This is a genomic window from Desulfobacter sp., assembly GCA_028768525.1.
Taxonomy (GTDB): domain Bacteria; phylum Desulfobacterota; class Desulfobacteria; order Desulfobacterales; family Desulfobacteraceae; genus Desulfobacter.
The window spans coordinates 5,531,011-5,553,064 of record CP054837.1; the positions used below are offsets into that span (position 1 = coordinate 5,531,011).

The 22,054-nt window shown below is 55.6% G+C and carries 20 protein-coding genes; 9 read left to right on the forward strand and 11 right to left on the reverse strand.

Annotated features, from left to right (window positions below):
* Window positions 1-16: 16 nt before the first annotated feature.
* Window positions 17-1,297, reverse strand: a complete 1,281-nt coding sequence (locus HUN04_24385) for a serine dehydratase subunit alpha family protein (GenBank protein WDP92688.1) — start codon at window positions 1,295-1,297, stop codon at window positions 17-19.
* Window positions 1,298-1,591: 294 nt separating this feature from the next.
* Here HUN04_24385 and HUN04_24390 point away from each other — a divergent pair, with 294 nt between their 5' ends.
* From HUN04_24390 to phnW, 7 genes are all read left to right on the forward strand, one after another.
* Window positions 1,592-2,509, forward strand: a complete 918-nt coding sequence (locus tag HUN04_24390) for a LysR family transcriptional regulator (protein WDP92689.1) — start codon at window positions 1,592-1,594, stop codon at window positions 2,507-2,509.
* Entirely contained in the window at window positions 2,506-3,528 is a 1,023-nt protein-coding gene (locus tag HUN04_24395) for a putative 2-aminoethylphosphonate ABC transporter substrate-binding protein (GenBank protein WDP92690.1), read from the forward strand. The genes HUN04_24390 and HUN04_24395 overlap by 4 nt, the downstream gene beginning before the upstream one ends.
* Before the next feature lie 61 nt (window positions 3,529-3,589).
* On the forward strand, window positions 3,590-4,747 hold the full coding sequence (locus tag HUN04_24400) for an ATP-binding cassette domain-containing protein (GenBank protein ID WDP93397.1): 1,158 nt from the start codon (window positions 3,590-3,592) through the stop codon (window positions 4,745-4,747).
* The gene (locus HUN04_24405; protein ID WDP92691.1) at window positions 4,740-6,488 is read left to right on the forward strand and encodes a putative 2-aminoethylphosphonate ABC transporter permease subunit; all 1,749 of its coding nucleotides are present in this window, start codon (window positions 4,740-4,742) and stop codon (window positions 6,486-6,488) included. Before HUN04_24400 ends, HUN04_24405 begins: the two co-directional genes overlap by 8 nt.
* A 17-nt stretch (window positions 6,489-6,505) precedes the next feature.
* Window positions 6,506-7,348 carry a phosphonoacetaldehyde hydrolase gene (locus HUN04_24410; GenBank protein WDP92692.1) on the forward strand — a complete coding sequence of 281 codons (843 nt, stop codon included), beginning with the start codon at window positions 6,506-6,508 and terminating at the stop codon, window positions 7,346-7,348.
* Between the two features lie 10 nt (window positions 7,349-7,358).
* Complete coding sequence (locus tag HUN04_24415; GenBank protein WDP92693.1) at window positions 7,359-8,759, forward strand: aspartate aminotransferase family protein; 1,401 nt, start codon at window positions 7,359-7,361, stop codon at window positions 8,757-8,759.
* Window positions 8,760-8,761: 2 nt separating this feature from the next.
* Complete coding sequence (gene phnW / locus HUN04_24420) at window positions 8,762-9,880, forward strand: 2-aminoethylphosphonate--pyruvate transaminase (protein WDP92694.1); 1,119 nt, start codon at window positions 8,762-8,764, stop codon at window positions 9,878-9,880.
* A gap of 75 nt (window positions 9,881-9,955) precedes the next feature.
* Here the strand turns inward: phnW and HUN04_24425 are convergent, their stop codons facing one another.
* From HUN04_24425 to HUN04_24455, 7 genes are all read right to left on the reverse strand, one after another.
* Window positions 9,956-10,297 (reverse strand): Hpt domain-containing protein, encoded by a 342-nt coding sequence (locus HUN04_24425; GenBank protein WDP92695.1) that lies wholly within the window; start codon window positions 10,295-10,297, stop codon window positions 9,956-9,958.
* 16 nt (window positions 10,298-10,313) lie between these two features.
* Window positions 10,314-11,036, reverse strand: coding sequence for a hypothetical protein (locus tag HUN04_24430; protein WDP92696.1), 723 nt, complete (start codon window positions 11,034-11,036; stop codon window positions 10,314-10,316).
* Between the two features lie 14 nt (window positions 11,037-11,050).
* On the reverse strand, window positions 11,051-12,427 hold the full coding sequence (locus HUN04_24435) for an ABC transporter substrate-binding protein (GenBank protein WDP92697.1): 1,377 nt from the start codon (window positions 12,425-12,427) through the stop codon (window positions 11,051-11,053).
* A gap of 64 nt (window positions 12,428-12,491) precedes the next feature.
* Window positions 12,492-13,391: an ABC transporter permease gene (locus HUN04_24440; GenBank protein WDP92698.1), complete on the reverse strand. Its 900-nt coding sequence runs from the start codon at window positions 13,389-13,391 to the stop codon at window positions 12,492-12,494.
* Window positions 13,309-14,481, reverse strand: coding sequence for an ABC transporter substrate-binding protein (locus HUN04_24445; protein ID WDP92699.1), 1,173 nt, complete (start codon window positions 14,479-14,481; stop codon window positions 13,309-13,311). The genes HUN04_24440 and HUN04_24445 overlap by 83 nt, the downstream gene beginning before the upstream one ends.
* A complete protein-coding gene (locus tag HUN04_24450; protein ID WDP93398.1) occupies window positions 14,481-15,248 on the reverse strand; it encodes an ABC transporter ATP-binding protein in 768 nt (255 codons plus the stop codon). The genes HUN04_24445 and HUN04_24450 overlap by 1 nt, the downstream gene beginning before the upstream one ends.
* The gene (locus tag HUN04_24455) at window positions 15,245-16,213 is read right to left on the reverse strand and encodes an ABC transporter substrate-binding protein (protein WDP92700.1); all 969 of its coding nucleotides are present in this window, start codon (window positions 16,211-16,213) and stop codon (window positions 15,245-15,247) included. Before HUN04_24455 ends, HUN04_24450 begins: the two co-directional genes overlap by 4 nt.
* A gap of 175 nt (window positions 16,214-16,388) precedes the next feature.
* Here HUN04_24455 and HUN04_24460 point away from each other — a divergent pair, with 175 nt between their 5' ends.
* A complete protein-coding gene (locus HUN04_24460) occupies window positions 16,389-16,901 on the forward strand; it encodes a chemotaxis protein CheD (GenBank protein WDP92701.1) in 513 nt (170 codons plus the stop codon).
* An 81-nt stretch (window positions 16,902-16,982) separates the two neighbouring features.
* Here HUN04_24460 and HUN04_24465 read toward each other — a convergent pair whose 3' ends face one another.
* From HUN04_24465 to HUN04_24475, 3 genes are read right to left on the reverse strand one after another with little or no spacing between them, the layout of a single operon-like run.
* On the reverse strand, window positions 16,983-18,683 hold the full coding sequence (locus HUN04_24465; GenBank protein ID WDP92702.1) for an AarF/ABC1/UbiB kinase family protein: 1,701 nt from the start codon (window positions 18,681-18,683) through the stop codon (window positions 16,983-16,985).
* A 22-nt stretch (window positions 18,684-18,705) separates the two neighbouring features.
* The gene (locus HUN04_24470; protein ID WDP92703.1) at window positions 18,706-19,011 is read right to left on the reverse strand and encodes a phasin family protein; all 306 of its coding nucleotides are present in this window, start codon (window positions 19,009-19,011) and stop codon (window positions 18,706-18,708) included.
* Between the two features lie 57 nt (window positions 19,012-19,068).
* Window positions 19,069-20,913, reverse strand: a complete 1,845-nt coding sequence (locus HUN04_24475) for an acyl-CoA dehydrogenase (protein WDP92704.1) — start codon at window positions 20,911-20,913, stop codon at window positions 19,069-19,071.
* A 293-nt stretch (window positions 20,914-21,206) separates the two neighbouring features.
* Here HUN04_24475 and HUN04_24480 point away from each other — a divergent pair, with 293 nt between their 5' ends.
* Window positions 21,207-22,046 carry an MBL fold metallo-hydrolase gene (locus HUN04_24480; GenBank protein WDP92705.1) on the forward strand — a complete coding sequence of 280 codons (840 nt, stop codon included), beginning with the start codon at window positions 21,207-21,209 and terminating at the stop codon, window positions 22,044-22,046.
* Window positions 22,047-22,054: the final 8 nt, after the last annotated feature.

Here is a 22,054-nt window from a genome sequence, read left to right on the forward strand (position 1 = left end):
CGGTTGCAGGCAGGCCTTAGTCCCCCAGCATAATACGGATGATCTCTTTATCTGTCTCCCGCATCCCGTCCCGTCCCAGCCGGCCGATGTTGGCAATGGTATTTTCCACCCCTTTGGTTACGATGCCTTCACCGTCGTAGAACTGCTGGCCTTTCTGGTACATGTGAAAGCCCAGGATCCCGGCTTCTACGGCAGAAGCGATTTTGGCGGCGCACGACGGCTTGGCCCCGTCACAGATGATGCCCGAGACAATGGCAAGGGCGTTGACAATGGTGTGCGCCACCTCTTTGTACCCGCCCCCGTGGAGACGGCAGATGCCGGCGCCGGCGCCCACGCCAGCACTGACGGCTCCGCAGTAGGCTGACAGCCGTCCGATACCGGTTTTCTGGTGGATGGTGACAAGGTTAGATACCAGAAGGGCTCTGAACAATGCCTCTTCATCCTTTCCCAGTTCCTTTGCATATTCAAACACGGGCACCGAAGCGGTGATTCCCTGGTTGCCCGAACCTGAAATAATGATCACGGGCAGTTCGCAGCCGCTCATCCTGGCATCGGATCCTGCTGCGGCCATGGCCTTTGCCCGGGTCTTTATATTATCCCCCCAGGTCTCCAGGAGAATGCTGCCGATGTTGGCCCCCCAGTCCCCGTTGATGCCTTCTTTGGCAATACGGGTGTTGTATTCCACCTGGCGGCGGATAAGCCCGTCCACGTCGGACAGGTCCGCAGAATCGGCAAAATCCAGAATATCCTCCACCCTCATGAAGGACCGGTCCGTTAGCTTGCTGGTTTCAAGGGTGTCGCAATGGGTGTCCTGAAAAATCTTTTTATCGTCTTTGGTGATGCTGACAATATTGGTATGGAAATGAGAAATACGGACGGAGGCATTACTGTCTCCGGAAAAGACCCGGACTTCCAGGTCAAAGATAAAACCGCTGCTGGCGTTTTTTACCCGGACCTCTTTGGTTTCCAGGAAGGTGCGGATGGCATCCCTTCCCTTGTCATCAACCGAGGAGATGACTTCCAGAACCTTGTCCGGGTCGCCGGCAACGATGCCGGCCACGGCCGATGCCTCAATGCCTTTCAGATTGCCTGTGTTTGGCACAACAACGCTTTTAACGTTTTTAATGATGTTGTCGCTGGCTTCAATGATCACGCGGTCGGGCATTTGTCCCAGAACCTTTCGGGCCTTTGCCGCGGCATAGGCGATGGCAATGGGCTCGGTGCATCCCATGGCCGGCACCAGCTCTTCTTTGAGTACGTCCAGGTATGCCTGGTATCTTTTATCGCTTTTTTCCATTTTATTTTCCCCTGCCTGAAATTTATGTCCCAGCGGTTTATGAAATACCACACCCGGCTAAATATTTCCAATTTTCAATGGGGCTGAAGCGTTTTTGCATATGCAATCCACTATACCGGAATGGGAAAGGAATGGGGGGGTGCCGGATGGGGCGGATGTCCAACGGAGTATAAGCGTTATTTTGGAAGCCATAAATTTTCATAAATTTTATTAATACAACATTAATGTTTGGGTAATCGTTGCCTAATCCCGGTCTAATAGGGTGGGCGAAACATCAACTTAAAGCGTGACCCAATGGACCATATCAGCATTGCCCAAATTAAAATTCTGGATGCCGTTGACCGGGAGAAAAATTTTTCCCGGGCGGCACAGTATCTGGGGATCAGCCAGCCGGCCGTATCCCTTCAGCTTCGGGAGCTTCAAAAGCGTTACGGCGTGGGGATTTATTTTCGGCGGGGCAAACAGATCCACCTGTCGGAGCTGGGAGTGGAACTGGTTAAAACCGGCAGAAAGGTGCTGGGCCTGCTGGCTGAAATGGACGCCAGCCTTAAGGAGGCCGGGGATCTGCTCACCGGCCGCATCCATATCGGGCTCTCCTGCCATTATTTTGTAAAGGGACTCATTGCCGAATTCATGGGCTGTTATCCAGGCGTAAGGGTGAAGGCCAGTATCGGCCATTCCGAAAGCCTGATGGCTGAGGTGCTGGACTGCCGGATGGATGTGGCGGAAGTCACTGCCCTGCAGCCGGATCCCCGGCTTCATCATTTCAAATACAGTGAACAGGAAATCCTGCTTTTTATTGCCTCAACCCATCCCTGGGCCGCCAAGGGAAAAATGGATATCCGCGCCCTTCACGGAGAGCGGATGGTGGCCCTGCACAGCCCATCCATGACCCGGCAGATTTTCAACCGGCGCTTAGATGAGGAGAATATCTGCCCGAAAATCATGCTGGAGCTGGACAACTGGGATGCCATGAAAGAGGTGGTGGCGGCCGGTGTGGGATTCGGCATCGCCCTGGAGGATGAGTTCGGGCCGGATCCGCGCCTGGCAAAGATCCGGCTCACCGGTGCGGATCTTACGGCAGGACAGTATTTTGTGTGTCAACCGGAATACCGGGAACTGGCGGTGATATCCGCATTTCTGGATATTGCGGAAAAAGAAAAAGAGAAAAATAGAATTTTTAAACAGCTTAGCAAAGGAGATGAAAAATGAGAGGTGTTCCAAAGTTTATTCTGGCCGTAACGGCTCTGTTCTGTCTGTTTCTGCCCCACCAGGCCTGTGCCGGGGAGCTTTTGGTGTATACGGCCCTGGAGGATGATGAGATTCCAAGATATCTGGACCTGCTCAAGCAAAGCCATCCCCAGATTGATGTCAAGATTGTCAGGGATTCCACGGGGATTGTAACGGCAAAGCTGCTGGCGGAAAAAGATAACCCAAGGGCCGATGTGGTATGGGGCACGGCCGCCACCAGTCTTATGCTCTGCGACCAGGCCGGAATGGTGGCGCCCTATGCCCCCAAAGGCATTGACCGGGTGGTGCCCAAAATGAAAGATACCCATACGGTGCCCCACTGGGTTGGGATTAAGGCCTGGATGACCGGATTCTGTGTAAACACCATTGAATGCAAGGCCTTGAATCTGCCTGTTCCCCAGAGTTTTGAAGACCTGCTCAATCCGGTGTACAAACATAATTTGGTCATGCCCAACCCGGCCTCTTCGGGTACCGGGTTTCTCACGGTATCCGCCATCCTCCAGATGAAGGGGGAGGATGCGGGCTGGGCCTATCTGGACAAGCTGCATAAAAATATGGCCCGGTATACCCATTCCGGTTCCAAGCCCTGTAAGCTGGCCGGTGCCGGAGAACTGCCCATCGGACTCTCATTCGCCTACAGGGGATTTATGCAGAAATCCAAGGGGGAACCGGTACTCACAGTATTCCCAAAAGAGGGCTCTGGCTGGGATGTTGAGGCCAACTGCCTGATCAAAAAGGCCCATATCAAGCCCGAGGCAAAGGCCTTTCTGGATTGGGCCATTTCCGAACCGGTGATGAAGGAATATGCAAAGGTTTATCCTGTGACGGCCTATGACACCGGCGCACCCATTCCCGATGGCTTTCCCAGGGACCCCGCGGCCCAGCTCATTGCAAATGATTTCCAGTGGGCGGCCAAGAACCGGATGCGTATCCTCAAAGAATGGACTAAACGCTATGACGGCAAGAGCGATACGAAGTAACGGGTAACATTAACATATTCCCCGGCAGATATACCTGCCGGGGAATATAAAGGAAGGGATGATGACCACGGCATATCTGACACTGGACAGGGTCAGCAAAACCTTTGGACCGGTAAAGGCATTGGATCAGATTAGTTTTGAGGCGGGCAAAGGGGAATTCTTATCCATCCTGGGGCCCAGCGGGTGCGGCAAAACCACGGCCCTGAGGGTGATAGCAGGACTTGAGCCCCTGGGCGGCGGCAGGGTTATGATCAACGGCAGGGATGTTTCAGGGCTCCCTGTTTCCAAGCGGAATATCGGTATCGTTTTCCAGTCCTATGCCCTGTTCCCCAACCTTACGGCGTCAAAAAATATAGCCTACGGCCTCCACGGCCGGTTGGCAGAATGGAAGGTGCAGGACAAGGTGGAAGAGCTCATGGCCCTTGTGGGCCTGGAGGGGTTGGGCCATAAATATCCCAGCCAGCTTTCCGGCGGCCAGCAGCAGCGGGTGGCACTGGCACGGGCCATGGCGCTTTCCCCGGACCTGCTGCTGCTGGATGAACCGTTATCCGCCCTGGATGCCAAGGTCAGGCTTCGCCTGCGGCGGGAAATACGGGCGTTGCAGCAGCGGTTGGGGGTGACCACCATTATGGTGACCCACGACCAGGAGGAGGCCCTGACCATGGCTGACCGGATCCTGGTCATGGACCGGGGGAGGCTGGTGCAGGCGGGCGGTCCCACCCGGATCTACCAGCGTCCTGCCACCCCCTTTGTGGCCTCTTTTATCGGAACCATGAATTTTTTTGAGCAGGCCCGGAAGGTGGACAAAGGAATCTATGTCACCGCCGGGAAATATTTTACCGCGGGGCAGGAAAATAGAGATGCCCCCCTGGCCGTGGGCGACCGGGCCACCCTGGCCATCCGGCCGGAGGATGTGCGGGTGGCAGGCCTGGGAGGTCCAGAAACCAACCGGTTTTCAGCCGTGGTCCGGGCCATGGAATACCGGGGGGCATTTTACCGGCTGGAGTTTTCCCTCCAAGTGGAAGGGCTGCCCCGGGTCAGGGCCGATGTGGCCGGAGAGATCATCCGGAAATTGAAACTTGAACTGGACCGTCCCGCCCATGTTATTTTCCCTCCTGAGCGGCTGCTGGTTTACGGGCGGAGTGTGCCCCGGGACTTTCCCGGCAGCGGCGGCACCAACCGGGACGGCGGGACGGGGGAGTGGCGTCTCCATGGTTAGCATCAGTCTGCCCGCAGCAACCCGGTTGAAAATTTTCCGGATCACGGGAGAAGAGGGGCTCAAACGCCTGCTTATCTGCCTGGCCCTGGTATGGCTGCTGGCCGTCGTGGTGCTGCCCGTGGGCACCCTGCTGGTCAAGAGCCTCACAGACGGCAACGGAGGGTATGTGGGGCTGGCCAATTACGCGGAATACTTTTCCTCCCCGGCCCTGTCCCGCTCCATTTTCAACAGTCTATTGACAGCCCTGGCCACCACCTGCATTGCCGTGCCCCTGGGATTTGGGTTTGCCTGGTCCCTGACCCGGACCTGTATGCCGGGAAAAGGCATTTTAAAATCCGTGGCCATGATGCCGCTGTTTGCGCCGACCCTGCTCAACGGCATCGCACTGATCTACCTCTTCGGCCGCAAAGGGATAATTACCAAGGGCTTTTTCGGACTGCTGCCCGGGATTAAGGTCCCATTGTACGGCCCTTTTGGCATCATTGTCTCTGAAGTGATGTATACCTTTCCCCAGGCCATGCTGATACTGAGTATTGCCCTGGCCGTCACCGATGCCCGGCTCTACGAGGCGGCCGATGCCATGGGGGCCGGCCGGATCCGGACCTTTTTTACGGTGACCCTGCCGGGGGTTAAATACGGACTGGTTTCGGCTTTTTTTGTCTGTTTCATCCTGGCCTTCACCGATTTCGGTGCCCCCAAAGTGGTGGGGGGGAGTTTCAACATCCTGGCCACTGATATCTACAAGCAGGTCATCGGCCAGCAGAATTTCGCCATGGGCGCTGTGGTATCGGTGGTGCTGCTGATTCCTACGGCCATTGCATTTGTTGTTGACCGCATGGTCCAGGCAAGGCAGGTTGCCATGATTGCCGCCAAATCCGTGCCGCTGGTCAACCGGCCCGACCGGCTCAGGGACAATGGGGCCCTGTTTTTTTGCGGGGGGATCGCCTTTGTTGTCCTGGCCTTTTATGCCACGGCCATGTTCGCCTCCCTGGTCAAGGTCTGGCCCTATGATCTGAGCCTGGGGCTGCGGCATTACCAATTTTCAGGGACCGGCGGGGGCGGTTATGCCGCCTTTTTTAATTCCATCCGCATGAGCCTGTATTCCGCAGTGCTGGGGACGGGGATTACCTTTGCCACGGCATATCTGGTGGAAAAAATCCGGGTTGCGGATACGGCAAGGCACGGGGTTTATTTTCTGTCCATTCTCCCCCTGGCCCTGCCCGGGCTTGTCATCGGGCTATCCTATATCTTTTTTTTCAACGCAAAAGGATGGACCATTATGGGGAATTTTATTCCCAATCCCTTTAACTTCCTCTATGCCACCATGGGGATCCTGGTCTTGTCAAATATTGTCCATTTTTATACCGTGGGGTTTTTAACGGCGTCCACGGCCTTAAAGCAGATGGATATCGAGTTTGAACAGGTGTCTGATTCCATGGGTGTCCCCTTTTATAAAACCCTGTTCCGGGTGACGGTTCCGGTTTCGCTGCCGGCCATACTGGAGGTGGGCTCCTATTATTTTGTCAATTCCATGGCAACCGTTTCTGCAGTGATCTTTCTCTATTCGGCGGATATTCCCCTGGCTTCGGTGGCCATTGCCAACATGGATGATGCCGGGGACATTGCACCGGCCTGTGCCATGTCGATGCTGGTTGTGTGTACCAATATACTTGTACGGCTCGTTTATGTGCTGGGAACAAGGAAATTGAAAAAAAGGACCCAGGCCTGGATCCTGGGCTAGAAACGAAAGGAAAAAAGATGTCGGTATTTATAAGGAAACAGCCATATACAGGGCCGGTGCAGGCCGTTGTACTTGATTGGGCCGGAACGGCCGTTGACTATGGGTGCATGGGGCCGGCTGCCGTGTTTGTGGAGGTGTTCAGGGAACAGGGTATTGAGGTGAGTGTCCATGACGCCCGGAGGTTTATGGGCATTGAAAAAAAGGAACATATCCGGAAAATGTGCGCCCTGGATACCGTGGCCGCCGCCTGGCAGGAACGGTTCGCCCGCCTTCCCGACGAAACCGATGTGGATTCCCTATACGACCGGACGGCAGGCCTGATGGTGGCTGCCATCGCCAACCATGCCGATCCCATCCCCGGTGTATTGGACACTGTGGCTGAGCTTCGGGAACGGGGGATTAAGATCGGTTCCTGCACCGGGTACGTCCAGGAGATGATGGATGTGCTGGTGCCGGCGGCCAGGGAAAAGGGCTATGCCCCGGATGCTGTTTTTTGTTCTTCGGATGCCCCTGCGGGCCGTCCTTATCCCTGGATGTGCTATCTCAACGCCATTGCACTGGGGGTCTATCCCATGGAGGCCATGGTGAAGGTCGGGGATACGGTTGCAGACATTGAGGAAGGTCTCAACGCAGGCATGTGGACCGTGGGGATCGTGAAAACCGGTAACGAAATGGGGCTGAACCCGGCCGATCTTGAAGCCCTTGATCCCGAAGACAGGGAAGGGCGGAGCCAGGAGATCCGGGACCGGTTTGAGGCGGCAGGCGTCCACTATGTCCTGGATCGAACCTCGGATCTTATTCCGGTCATTGATGACATTAACAAACGCCTGGCTGCAGGGGCGCAGCCCCTGGCCGGATAATGGGCGTTCCATGGCAGAGATCTTAAATAAAAGCGGGGCCGGCAGTCTGCCGGTCGCCGATCTTTCGGAGGGGGATTCCAACCTTTCCCCCAACCGGGCTCACTGGCTTTGCGGGCTGGACAGGGCCACCCGGGCCCTGTTGGAACGGGACGAAAAGGTTTTTTTCCACCAGAGTCTGTCCACCCCCTGCATTAATGTACTGGCCCAATGCGGTGGATCAGAAATCCGCGACCTGTCCGGCCGTTTTTTTCTGGACTTCCACGGCAATTCCGTGCACCAGGTGGGGTTTGCCAACCCGGCTGTGGTGGATGCCATAAAGGAACAGATGGACCGCCTCTCCTTTTGCACCCGCAGGTACACCAATGAACGGGCCGTGGCCCTTGCCGAACGGCTCACGGAACTTGCGCCGGGGGACCTGGACAAGGTGCTTTTTGCCCCGGGCGGCACCTCCTCTGTGGGAATGGCCCTGAAACTGGCACGGGTGGCAACGGGCCGGCATAAGACCCTGTCCATGTGGGAATCCTTTCACGGCGCCTCCCTTGATGCCATTTCCATTGGCGGCGAGTCCCATTTTAGGCGGAATATGGGGCCGCTGATGCCCGGCACCGAACACCTGCCCCCGGCCGACCCTTACCGCTGCCTCTTTAATCCCGACGGCGACTGCGGGAACTGCGGGCTGCGGTGTGCGGGATACATCGATTACGTCCTGGACCAGGAAAAGGATGTGGCGGCCCTGGTGGCCGAGCCCATCCGGTGTACCTACGTGGTACCGCCCCCGCCCGGCTACTGGGAGGCGGTACGGGCGTCCTGCGACCGCCACGGCACCTTGCTGGTTTTTGACGAAACCGCTGTCTGCCTGGGACGGACCGGCAGGATGTTTGCCTTTGAGAATTATGAAGTATTGCCGGACATGGTGGTATTGGGCAAGGGGCTGGGAGGCGGCATCTTTCCCTTTTCCGCCCTCATTGCCCGGGGGGATCTGGATCTGGCCGGGGACCGGGCCCTGGGGCACTATACCCATGAGAAAAATCCCGTGGCCTGTGCCGCGGCCCTGGCCACCCTGGATATAATTGAGGCGAATGGGCTGCTGTCCCGGGCCCGGCGCCTGGGAGCCCATGCCATGGCCCGGCTTGGCTATTTAAAAGAACAGTTTCCATTGGTGGGAGATGTCCGGGGCCAGGGCCTGCTCTTTGGTGCGGATCTGGTCATTGACCGTCAGTCCCGGCAGCCGGCAGCCCAGGCCGCGGACCGGATCATGTACGCCTGCCTTGAACAGGGCCTGAGCTTTAAGGTGTCCAGGGGCAGTTTTCTCACCCTGACCCCGCCCCTCACCGTCAAACAAGAGGAACTGGAACAGGCCTTTGATATTATCACCAATGCACTTACCCATGAAGCCTTAAGGAAAATCTAAAGATGAATGAACATACGGCCATACCTGAAAAACCCTATCTGCTGCTGACCCCCGGCCCCCTGACCACCACAGCATCGGTGAAATCCGTCATGCTCCGGGACTGGTGTACCTGGGACCGGGAGTATAATGATATCGTTGAAAATATACGGAAAAAGTTAGTCTCCCTGGCCACGGACAGCCCAGGGTATACCGCCGTTCCCATGCAGGGCTCCGGCACCTTTTCCGTTGAGGCCTGTATCGGGACTGCCGTTCCCAAGGAGGGCAAGCTTCTGGTCCTGGCCAACGGGGCCTACGGCCGCAGGATGGCCGCCATTGCTGACCGCATGGGGCTGGCCTGGGCCATTCAGGATGCCGGGGATACCGCCGCCCCGGATCTGGGGGCGCTGAACCGGATTTTGGAACAGGACAAACAAATTACCCATGTGGCCGCGGTCCACTGCGAAACCACCACCGGGATGCTCAATCCGGTCAGGGATATCGGCCGGGTGGTCCTGAAACACGGAAAATCATTTATTGTCGATGCCATGAGCAGTTTCGGCGGCATCCCCATGGATATGGCCGAAATCGGTGCCGATTACCTGGTTTCCAGTGCCAATAAATGTATCCAGGGGGTGCCGGGCTTCGGGTTTGTCATCGCCCGGGAAGCGGCCCTGTCCCGGACCCGGGGGAATTCAAGATCCCTGAGCCTGGATCTTTATGACCAGTGGGAAACCATGGAAAAGGGAAAGGGCAAATGGCGTTTTACCTCCCCCACCCATGTGGTCCGTGCCTTTGCTGCCGCGCTTGATGAACTGGAACAGGAGGGGGGCGTACTCCGCCGCTGGGAACGCTACAGGACCAATCAGCAGATCCTGGTAACCGGGATGGCATCCCTGGGATTTACGCCCCTGCTGCCGGGGCCGTATCAGTCTCCTATTATTACCGCCTTTTACAGTCCGGACCATCCTGAGTATGAGTTTTACCGGTTTTACAACCGGCTCAAGGAAGCCGGGTTTGTGATTTATCCGGGTAAAGTCACTGAATTGCCCACCTTCCGTATCGGAAACATCGGAGATATTTTTCCAAAGGATATTGAAGGATTGGTGCTGGCCGTTGAATCGGCCATGTACTGGACATCCTGATTTTTGGGGGGAAGGGGGCGGGCAGAAGAAAACCCCGCGCCGGGTCCCCTGGGGGACCGGCTGCGGGGCGGGGGATCAGGCGAGAAACTCTTTAATATATTGAATTACGGCGCGGCATCGGTCCTCAAGTGCAGAAATTTTTTGCTCCAGGTTCTCCGGGTCCTGGTGGCGGCCGGCGGTTTCAACGGCCAGGGCCGACTGGGCTGCCGGTTCTGCCGCCAGGTACCTCAGGGTGCCCTTGAGCGTATGGGCGGTATTATCTATTTCCTCAAAATCCAGGTCCGCCGCCGCTGATTTCAGGTTCCCAATCATTCCCGGGTAATCAGCCAGAAAATCCTCAAAACACTCTTGGATCAGTTCTGCATCATTGTCCATGATCTCGTTGAGTGAATCCATATTCACCGGGGACAGGGTCATTTGTCCGTTACTCCCCTTAAGAGTTCTTTTTCTGGGCCCAGAATTCCCGGCTTTCCTTGAGGAGATCGTTGATGTCGTCATCCAGGTCTCCGGAGTCGGCACCCTCCCCGCCGGTGTCTGCCGTCGGTTCTTCGTCTTCAAGGGATTCTGCCGCCAGTTCGGCTGCCAGATCCGTGTTCAGATCATCCTCCGGTTCCGCGTCAAGCCCGTTGTCAAGGATATTTTCCAGATTCTCTTCCTCTTCATCCTCCAGATCATAATCAGGAAGATCAATGGAGAGGTCATCTGTGGCGCCGGCGTCAAGGTCGACCGGTTCATCGCCGGTCAGCGCCTGGTCCGGGGCAATGGCCTGGAGGTCTTCAAGTATGTCTTCCTCTTCAACATCCGCCTCCAGAGCCTGTGTTTCCGCCGGATCAAGCACCGGTGCCTGTTCCGTGCCGGGTTCCGCCGCCTGGGCGTCTTCCGGTTCAGACCCGTCGGCCTCTGCTGCCGGCGGCTCTTCAATCAAATTGCCGTTCCGGTCAAACAGGAGGCTGCCGCTGAGGTTGACCTGGAAGTCCAGCCTGAATGCAATTTCATTGTCATGGACAACAATCTTGCCGCCCTTGGGTTCCATGGCCGCCATGGCCAGCCTTTCCTTGAGGATTTCCCTCACCGTCCCCGGATCCAGGTCTTCCTGGACCGAGGCGATCAAATCTTTTTCTCCGTTTTTAATGACTTCCGGATCTGTGATTTTCATTGGAACTCCTCGTGCTAAATATTGTAGGCGCTATTGGCAAAGCTGGTTTCGATGAAGCTTTCAAGGTCGATGATCTTGCCGATTTCCATGACATCATGCATGTAGCGCTGGATTTTGTCCAGGTCCGACGCTTCCGGGTATAGGCCGTCCCAGCGGATGGCCATGGGCTGGGAAAATACATTCTGGAGCACCTGGGGGTTCAGCCCCAATTTGCCCTGGGGATCCAGGAAATCAACGGCGATCTGGGCGGCCCTGTTTTTGTCATTTTCAATGTACTCGCCGGTTTCCACCAGCATGGATACAAATTCCTGGACCGCTTCTGGGTGGTCCTGGATAAAATCCTTCTGCATGGCCACAATGCAGCAGGGGTGGTTTTCCCACCGGGTGGCCGAATAGAATTCCAGGTTGCCGATGTCTCCTTTGATGGCTTTGGTGGCAACAGGTTCCGCCACCATGAATCCGGCCACATCTTCATTTTCCTTCATGATGCCGGGCATCTTGATGGGCGGCACAACCTCGAACCGGACGTTGATGGCCTTTTTGCCGGGAACGCCGGGCTTGAGACCCAGTTCCTTGAGGAATTTGTGGGCCAGCATGTGGTGGACGGACATTTTATGGGGGATGTCCACGACCTTATATTTATAGAAGCTCTGGAGGGAGTCGAACCGATGATCGTAGTGCCGGGACCGTACAAAGGTGGAACCGTTCTTATGGGCAAAGAGCACCAGCTGGATGGGGGAGTCATAGGCAAATAGGTCCATGGCAATGGGCGCCAGGACAAATGCACAGTCAATTTCCCCGCTTTCCAGGCCTTCCTGGATGGGATTCCAGCCGGCCATGAGGCTGGTGGTCAGGTCAAAATGCTGGGGTTCAACCTCCCCCTGCTGGATACGGTGTTTCAGGGCGCCCAGGGCCAGGTGGTCCGTGATCTGGATATGGGCCACATTCAACTCCACCCGTCCGCCGATGACACTTCTTTGTTTGGTCACCCGCTGTGCCGGTCCGGAGTCGCCGGAAAACGCCTTTTCAATGGCCTGGGTGATCTGTGCTTCATCAAAGGGCTTGGGGCAGTGCGCGTTGCCGCCGGCTTCCATGATGGCCAGCTGCTGTCCCTTGTCCGACTGGGCGGTGGCCATGATAAAGGGCAGGGTTTTGAATTCTTCCATATCCCGCAGGGCCTTTAAAAAGTCCAGGCCGTCCACCTGGGGCATATTCCAGTCGGAAATAACCAGGTCGGGTTTTTCAGCTTTGACCTTTTCAATACCGTCGGCACCGTTGACGGCCATAACAAGGTTGGTAAATCCGGCTTTTGCCAGGATCTGTTTGAACATGATCCGCATGGTTCCGGAGTCGTCCGCCACAACAATTTTGATGTTAGGATCTACCGCCATAAAAAAGCTCCTTAAATGATATATGTATACTTAAATCTATGTTTATTATTCTTAAATTGGGGGTTTACCCTTTCCAGGACCGGCTGAGCATACTCTGAAATTTTTGAAATGTCCGGTCCAGTATAAAACCCAGCATGCCGATGGCAATGATCATTGCCATGAGCTTGTCGTATTCCATAGTATCCCTGGCGTCGTTGATCAGGTAACCCAGTCCCGACGACACCCCTAAGAATTCTGCCGGCACCAGGACAATCCAGGCCACCCCAAGGGCCAGTCTCAGGCTGGTCATCATATGGGGAACGGCGTAGGGTACGATAATGGTCCGTATGATCTGAATATTGTCGGCGCCCTGGTTTCTGGCCATCTGTATCCACTGGGGATTGATGTCCATGACGCCGATGGCCGTGTTCAGTATTATAGGACAAATGGTGGCCATTACAATCAAAAAATATACGGCAGATTCAAAGCTGGTAAATAAAAGCAGGGCAATCGGCATCCAGGAGAGGGGGCTGATCATCCTGATAAATTGGATGGCGGAATATGAAAGTCCCCTCAGCCGCGGATAAAAGCCTACGATGATCCCAATGGGAAGTCCCATTACCGCCGCCAGGGCAATGCCCGCAACGATCCGCCGCAAGCTGGTGAATACAGAGAGCCAGAATCTGCCGTCACCAGCGGCATCTGCCAGGGCCGCCAGGGTGGGGCCGGGCAGAAAGCCGGTAAACTGGGCATAATCCGGACGGGAGAAAAGGACGCCGGTAATCAGTGCCCAGAGGCCTGCAAAGATTCCCAATCCGGCCAGCTCGTATTTCCACCCCAGCCAGATGCGGGTGAAATAAGGGCTAAGGCCTGCCTGGCGAGATCCGCGCTGGGAAAATGGGTTAACTGATTTCAACAATTTCTTCCCTGGTAAATGGTTTTTCAATGTCACAATTGCAGAACCGTTTGATTCCGCCGATGCCATCCAATGCCCGGCTCACGAATCGGTCATCCACCAGCTCACGGGCGGCTGCGCCTGAATCCAGCCCTGATAGGAATGCCGTGCTGCCTTCCACCAGGGTCTCCTTCATCCGGTCCACTATAAACCGGGTGGCAGACGGAAATGGGTAAGGCTGGAAACCGATCCGTTCCACTCCCCACTGGGGGTGAACCAGTTCCTGTTTATCTATCGTCCCGAATACCCGGTTCAGCACCTTCTGGGGGACGGGAAGATAGCCTTCCCCGTCCCGGCTGAGCAGGTGGGCCGTCTCCATTGGATTGGCCATGCACCAGGCCTGGGCCCGGACAATGGCGTTCATTGCCTTCTGGACCATGGCACTGTTTTCACGGATCAAATTTTCATGGGTGACGATAACACAACAGGGGTGATTTTTCCAGATATCCCCTGAATAACGCATGATCCTGGCCGAGAATTTCTCCTGGGACAGGGCGTTGAAGGGATCTGCCACGATAAAGGCATCTATTTTTTTGCCCAAGAGGGCGGTGGGCATGTCCGGCGGAGGCAGGATGAACAGGTTGACCTCCCTGTCGGAGAGGGGGGCGGACTGGGGACGGATGACCGGGGTCAGTCCCTGGGTCCGCAGTCCCATCTGCATGAGCAGGTTGTGCATGGAGTACCAGGAAGGCACAGCCACCTGTCTGCCGCTCAGGTCTTTGAATCCCCTTATTCCGGAATTGCCCCGGACCGTCACTGCACTGCCGTTGGTATGGTCCCAGGCCAGCACCTTCACCGGCACCCCCTGCCTGAACCGCATCCATACCGGGATGGGAAAGAGCATGTGGGTCAGGTTGAATTTGCCAGCCAGAAAGGACTCGGTGAGCACCTTCCAGGACCTGACCATGACCGGCCGTTCCACATTCAGCCCCTCCTGGGCAAAATAACCCAGGCCGTGGGCCACCAAAAGGGGGGTGGCATCGGTGATGGGCAGGTAGCCCAGTTTCAGGGGGCTTTGCTTGGCCAGCCCCGCTCCGGGCAGGAACAAAGGACCTGCGGCGGCAGCCCCTGCAGCCTTGGCCGTTGTTTTCAAAAAATCCCTGCGTGTCATCTCAGGCATCAGATCAACCTCCGCTTCACCTGATAGGCGCTTTTAAAGCGTTCCAGTATTTTGGTCCTGAATCCTTTTATCTGGTGATGGTGCCTTTCCCTGGGATATTCCGCATTTATTTCAATCATTTCGGTCGCTGTTGCCGGATCCCCGCCCAAAAGGACGATTTTATTGCCCAGACGGACCGCCTCATCAATGTCATGGGTGACAAATACGGCCGTGAATTTTTCAGAGAGCCAGAGATTGGTCAGTTCTTCCTGGATATGGGCCTGGGTAAAGGTGTCCAATGAAGCGAACGGCTCGTCCAGAAGCAGGGCGGAAGGGCGGCCAACCAACGCCCTGGCCAGACAGACGCGCTGGGCCATGCCCAGGGAAAGATGCCGGGGCTTGCTTTCTGCCGCCCCGGTCAGTCCCATGATTTCCAGAAACTGGCTGACCCGGTAATCCAGGTCCTGGATGTCTTTGCGGAGTTTGCAGCCGTAGGCTACGTTTTCCCGTACACTGAGCCAGGGAATCAGCACGGGCTGCTGGAAAATCATGGACCGCGAGGGGTGGATGCCCGATATCTCTTTGCCGTTTACCCGGATGGTGCCTGAAGTGGCGGGCTCAAGGCCGGCGATCAGGTTGAGCAGGGTGGTCTTCCCGCAGCCGGATTCGCCCAGGATAATAACGAAATCACCGGGATCAATGTCAAAGGAGATGTCCTTGAGTACCAGGTGGGGGGCTTCTCCTTTGCGCTGGTAGGCTTTGCTCAGTTTTTCGATTTCTATTTTCAGCAATTGAACTCCTCAAGGGCTTGGCGTGCAAAGCCTGGGACAACAAAATTTTCCATATCAATGGGGCCGGGCAGCAGGCCCATGTTCTCTCCCATGTAGCGGGCAATAACGCTTAATAGCTCCGGTTCGGGAACCAATAGCTCCGGTGTATATCGGATACAGGCCGCTGCCAGGGCCCGGCGGACCAGGCCGGCCGGTTTCTGCAAAAAGTCTGCGGCCAGCGGAACCAACGCGTCATCCTGGGCCTGGATGCGGGCGTCTATAAATTCTGCACACCGGAAAAAAAAGCTGACAAGGGCACTTATATCGGCTTCCCGGCCCTTGAGAAGATCCCGGTGCACCACAAAAGCGGAGCCGGGATGGTCAGGCCAGAGATCCTGGGTGGCCAGCAGATGCCTGGCACCGCCCCGGTCAATTGCTTCGGTGCCGAAGGGGGCTTCACAGATAAGGGCGGCAATCTCCCCATGGTCCCTGGCTGCCATCTCCGGCATGAGAAAGGAGGGGATGGATTCGGCGCAGACCCCCCGCCGGTCGCCGGCCTTTTCCGGGATCAGGTTTCTGGCATCCAGAAAACGGTGCAGCAGCATGTTTTGGATGGACAGGGCGTGGGGGATGAGGACGCTTTTTCCCCTGAAATCTTTGATTTGCTTCACCCCGGTGGCGGCCGCCATCCGGCTTCCCCCCCTGTGGGTGAACATGACCAGGGCAATATCCTGCTTTTGCTGGGACAATGCCATGGCCAATGGGATGCTGATAAAGGCGGCGTTGATATCTCCGGACTGAAGGCCACGGGCGACCTGCTCCCAGGAATTCAGGGGCTGAAGATAGATTTCGGGCACAGAACCGGTCAGCCTGGGAGCGGCCGGCCGGTTACCCGGTGGTTCCCCGCAGGCACCTGCCGGGGCCAGTATTAAATGGTCAAGAATGTTTAAATGTCCGATGCGGATATCCACAAATGACTGCAATCCTCTATCTTTACATTATATTTTCAGTGTAAATCCATTTATTACCACAGCCGTCGGGCAATTGGCAAGTTCAGGTGAAACGGGAGGGTGAGAATGGTAAAAAAGGGGGGTTGATTCAGGGCTGCAAATAGGATACAACCAGGGCGTAAAACCTGAAAAAAATAGATAATTTTTAATGACCACACATTCAGATTCACCGGCTGTTCTGGATTATTTCCTAAGGCCCGGTTTTATTTACCTGCCTGAAAAACCCACCGTTATTTCAACGGTGCTTGGCTCTTCGGTTTCCGTCAGCCTTTACGACAAACGGCTGAAAACCGGCGGCATGAACCACTTTCTTTTCCCCCATGCCGGCACCGGACAGAAAACCACCGCCCTGTACGGCAACATCGCTGTTCCTGTTTTAATCCGGATGATGATGGAAAACGGGTCAAAACGCGCCCACCTTGAAGCACAGATTTTCGGTGGGGCCTTTAACCAGGAAATTTCACCCATGGATATCGGCCGGGATAATCTAAGGACCGCCAGGGATATCCTCACCAGAAAGCAGATTAAAATCGTTTCAGAGGATGTGGGGGGAATTAAGGGGCGGAAGGTGGTATTTAATACCAACTCCTACGAAATCGGTATCCTCAAGGTAGACCGGCTAAGGGAATCCGACTGGTATCCCTATGACGGAGACCGGTAGCCGATTCAATTCCTTTGGTTAGCGGCGGGTCGCAGCCCATGCCGTCTAATGGTTGCAAAATTGGCTTTCGGTACCGGCAGGTCACAGCTTCCCTTTCCGGATAATGGCCACCAGCAGCCAGATTCCCATCACCGCCGCCGTGATGAATCCTGCAATACCGATAACGGAAACCCCGAATACCAGGGGGGGGATGGCCGAGTTGAGCACGATGGCCGAACCCAGAATCAGGGACGCGATGATGATGGCAAAGGATATCCGGTTGGAGGTCTGGTCCTGGGTGGTCATCAGTTTTTCCAGGCCGTCCATCTGAACCACGGCTTTGAGCTTGCCCTGTTTGGCCAGTGAAATGAGCTGGGCCGTATCCGACGGCAGGGTCTGGAGCAGGGCAAAGGTTTCCTTGGCAATCCCGGCAATGTCACTGGACACCCTGGGGAAGGAATATTTTTTCAGGGTGGCGGCCCGCACATAGGGCCGGGCGTGGCCCACCATGTCGAATTCAGGGTCCAGTTTCCGGGCCACCCCTTCAATGGAAATAAAGGCCTTTATCATGAGGAACAGGTCCGGTGGGATGCGCAGCCCGTGCTCCGCACACAGTTCCAGGAACTGGTGGACCATGCGGCCGGGATGGATCTCCTTCAGGGCCCGGGACAGGTGGATGGATGAGAACAGGGCAATATCCTTCTCAAGCTTACCCATCCTGGGGGGGGTATCGAACTCCGCCAGCTCACAGAGCAGCCTGGCCGTCATCCGTATGTTTTTGGAGGCCAGGCCGTGGAGAAGATCGATGAACAATTCCCGGGTGGCCTGGTCCACGAATCCCGTCATGCCGAAATCCACCACGCAGATTTTTGAATCCTTGAGGATGAAAATATTGCCGGGGTGGGGGTCGGCATGGAAAAATCCGAATTCAAAGACCTGGCGCATGATGAAATCGGCCCCGGCCCGGGTAATCTGTTTCCTGTCCAGCCCGGCCCGGTCAATGGCCTCTATGTCGTCGGCCTTGATACCCTGGATAAACTCCATGCTCAATACCCGCTGTCCCGAGCAGGACCGGTAGACCCTGGGGATCCGGATGGTGTCGTCCTTTTTAAACTGGCCGGCCATCCGTTCCATGTTGGCGGCCTCCACTGTATAGTCCAGTTCCTTTTCCAGGGTGGCGGCAAATTCCTCAACGATTTTTACCGGTCGGAAAATGGCGATTTCCTCGATATTGTTTTCCATCACCTGGGCCAGGTAATGGATGATTTCCAGGTCCACCTCAATGATTTTCTGGATGCCCGGGCGCTGTATTTTTACGGCGATGGGGGTGTCCCGGTCCAGCATGGCCCGGTGGACCTGACCGATGGAGGCTGAGGCAAAGGGGCGTTCCTCCATGGAGTGGAAAACCTGGTCCCAGGGTTTGCCGAACTCGCTGTGGATGATCTGTTTGACCAGGTCGAACCCGAATGAGGGGATTTTGTCCTGGAGCCGGGTCAATTCCCGGGTCAGGTCCACGGGCACCAGGTCCGGCCGGGATGAGAGCACCTGGCCCATCTTGACAAAGGTGGGGCCCAGTTCCTCCAGCATCATCCGGATGCGCTGGTTCCGGGAAAGCTTTTCAACCTTTTCATGGGGCTTGGCAAAGGGAATGAGACGCAGCCCCGACTCGATATAGTAATTGATGTTCATGGCATCAATGATGTTCTCAAATCCGTATTTGAGAATGATGCCGATGATCTGCTGGTACCGGACCAGGTGCCGGTACCGCTTGGTGATCCGTGTTACGGTTTTAATGGAAAGCATGGGTAAAGAAGAGACCGGGAGATCAGTCTTGTTCTTCTTTTAATTTTGCAGTCAGGTCGTCCATGCGCTTGTTCAACGCGTCGATGTCTGACCTGGAGGGCAGGTCCAGTCGCTTTAGGATGGATTCGATGGTTTTTTCAATTTTCGTATCCAGATCAGATTTAGCGTCGTCATAACGCTTCCGGCAGTCATCCAGGAATTCCTTGGCTTCCTGCTGGTTCATTTCAGATTGCTCCGCAAATTCCTTTGCCAGGGTTTCGATTTCCTTTTTGGACCGCAGGGCCATTCCAACGCCGGTGAGCAGGCTTTTTTTGATGGTTTCAAGCATGGTGATACCTCCGAAGTTTCAGCAGCCGGCCCCGGGCATCCCGGGGCCGGCGTGTGTTTACTTTGAACCGAAGGAGACGTTTAGAATATCTTCTACACAGGTGTCCCCTTCCAGGATGGCATCCATCTTACCATAGGTTGCAGGCAAAAGGGTATTAATAAAAAATCTGGCCGATGCCATGGTGCCGGCGTAGAAGGCGGCATCCTTGTTTTTGGCGGCCTTGGCGGCAACGGCCTCCCTGTCCAGGGAACCGGCTTTTTTAGCCAGTTTGGGTGCGGCGGTCATGGCCCGCCACAGGTGCATCCAGGCAAAGGTGACATCCCCTGTGATTTCCAGGAAGGGGTGGGCAAAGGCATAAGCATTCAGGGCCTTGTCGGACCTTGACCGGCCGCCGATATCCGCAGCCAGTTCTTCCAGGCGGGAAACGGCCTGGGCCACCTTGTCCGCCAATACCTCAACCCCTTCAACGCCCTTGGCTTCTTCTATGGTGGCCTTCATCTGATTAATGAAGTAGGCAAAGCTGTCGCCCTTGTTCATGGAAAGCTTTCTGCCCAGAAGGTCCATGGCCTGGATGCCGTTGGTGCCTTCGTAGATCATGAAGATTCTTGAATCCCGCATGAGCTGTTCCACCGGGAATTCACTGCAGTATCCGTAGCCGCCGTAAACCTGGACCCCGTGGGAGCAGACTTCCAGGGCCTTGTCGGTGATATAGCCCTTGACGATGGGGGTGAGCACTTCAATGAGTGCGGCGGTCTGGGCCTTGAGGGCCTCGTCTTCGGTGGTTTCCACAATGTCCTGGCATTTGGCATAATAGTAGTGGAGGGAACGCATGCCTTCTGTGTATGACTTCATATTGAGCAACTGCCGCTTCACGTCGGGGTGGTTGATGATGGCCACGCTGCTGAAATCGCCTTTGGCCGCCGCCATGTTCCGGCCCTGGATGCGGTTTCTTGCATAATCCAGGGCGTACATGTAGGAGGCGGAAGCCACGGCAAATCCCTGCAAGCCCACAAAGGCCCGGGCTTCGTTCATCATCTGGAACATTTCGGGCATGCCCTTGTTCACTTCGCCCAGAAGTGTGCCGATGGCCGGTCCCTTGTCTCCCAGGGACAGGGTGCAGGTGGCATTGCCGTGGATGCCCATTTTTTCTTCCAGGCCGGTGCAGACCACGTTGTTGAATTCACCCAGGGAACCGTCTTCATTGACCTTGTATTTGGGGACAAGGAAAAGCGAAATGCCTCGGGTGCCGGCCGGAGAGCCTTCGATACGCGCCAGAACCGGGTGAATGATGTTGTCGCAGAGGTCGTGTTCGCCGGCGGAGATGAATATTTTCGTGCCCTGGATGGAATAGGTGCCGTCATCGTTGAGGGTGGCCGTGGTGGTCAGCGCCCCCACATCGGAACCGGCATCGGGTTCGGTGAGGAGCATGGTCCCGCCCCATTCGCCGGCAAACATTTTTTTCATGTACAGTTTTTTCTGGGTCTCGTCCCCGAATGCCTCCACCAGTTTGGCGGCCCCGTGGGTCATCCCGTAGTAAAGCATGAAGGCGGAGTTGGCCCCCACCATGTATTCAAGGGCGGCACAGCCCACGGTCTTGGGCATGCCCTGGCCCCCCACCTCGGGATCATCGCACATGCCCAGCCATTCGCCTTCACAGAACAGCTCCCAGGCCCGTTTGAAGGAGTCCGGAGTGGTGACTTTCCCGTTTTCCAGGGTGCAGCCGATTTCATCCCCTTCCTTGAAGGTGGGGAGGATTTCCTTTACGGCCAGGTTCCTGGCTTCGGAAACAATCAGGTCAATGGTCTTTTTATTGAATTCCTCAAACAATTCATGGTCAACTGTCCCGATCTGTTCGTGCAATACAAAGTCCACGTCACGCCTGTCTGCGATAAGCTGTGCCATATGTCATCCCCTTTTTCGTTATTTGGTTACGGGTTGATATACCTGCTTCCTAAGCAGATTAAATAATGATTGTCAATATATGTATGCCAAAAAGTTTGATATTTTCAAACTATTTTTGAAAATGATTAACAAACATAAAATGAACCCGGTTTAACCGGCTGTCCGACCCCATAAAATAAGGGGATTCGGGATGATTCTTAAAAAAAATATTGATTTTAGGCCCGATTCATACCATATCTATAAAAGTGTGCTCAGTTGTGGGGTTATTCTAACTTGAGGGATGCAGGGGGAACATGCGAATAAAATGTTGGGGATCCAGGGGGTCCATATCCGTATCCGGCAGCCAATATAACCGGTATGGAGGTGATACCACCTGTTTCGAAATCCAGTCGGAATCAGGGGAAATCATCATTGTCGATGCCGGCACCGGTATCCGCCGCCTGGGCAAATCCCTGGTCCGGCGCAAGGTAAAAGAGTCTCACCTGCTGCTGACCCACACCCACTGGGACCACATCATCGGTATTCCTTTTTTTCATCCCATGCTATGCAAGGATTGCCGCATCATCGTCCAGGACCGTACCTTTGACGGCCTCAATACCCGGGCGGTGTTCGGCGAGGTGATGAAACACCCTTTTTTCCCCGTCGGCCTGAAGGATTATCGGGCCGACATCCGGTTTGACCCGTCCTTGAACGGGCGCTTTTCCATCGGTCCCATCACCGTTGAAAGCATCCCCACCTCCCATTCAAAGGACAGCCTGGGGTACAAATTTACGGAGAACGGGAAAACCTTTGTATTCCTTACAGACAACGAACTGGGCTTTGCCCATGCCCAGAGCCGGTCCCTGGACGACTATATTGATTTTTGCAGGGACGCGGATGTCCTATACCACGATACCGAGTATCGGGATGAGGAATACGACGGCAAAAAAGGCTGGGGCCATTCTTCGGTTTCCCAGGTGCTTGATCTCGCCCTGAGGGCCAATGTGGGGCAGCTGGGCCTGATCCATTTCAACCAGGACCGGATCGACGTCCAGGTGGATGAGATGGTGGAGCAATGCCGGCGTTTCTTTAAAGACAAGAATAAACCCACCAGATGTTTCGGAGTTTCCTGCGATTTTGAAATTTCCCTTTAAGCCTGTAC